We start from the raw sequence: 338 nt of genomic DNA on the forward strand, positions 1-338 counted from the left end.
GCCTGGTACGACAGCGCGAACGCCGTCCGCAGGTCCTCGTCCCCCACCGCGAGGGAGTCCAGCAGCCTCCTCTCGTCCCGCAGCTCGGACACCAGCGCGCCGACCGATCGCCCGTCGCGCCGGGCAGCGAGTCGGGTGCCCACCATGCGCACCGCCAGTGGCAGGTTCCCGCACAGCGCCACCAGTTCCCGCACGGCCTCGGGTTCGTCGCGCACCACCTGCTCGCCGGCGACGGCCGCGACCAGCTCCACGGCGCCGTCCTGCGTCAGCGTGTCGAGCAGCAGCCAGCGCGCCGACTCCAGCCCCGCGAGCACGCGCCGGCAGGTCACGATCGTCAG

Annotated in this window: 1 pseudogene; it reads right to left on the reverse strand. The window is 74.6% G+C overall.

The features are described 5' to 3' along the window. Window positions 1-314, reverse strand: a pseudogene (locus ADL03_RS06240) (hypothetical protein); the annotation flags it as partial. Window positions 315-338: the final 24 nt, after the last annotated feature.

This window comes from Nocardia sp. NRRL S-836 (assembly GCF_001279525.1).
Classification (GTDB): domain Bacteria; phylum Actinomycetota; class Actinomycetes; order Mycobacteriales; family Pseudonocardiaceae; genus Lentzea.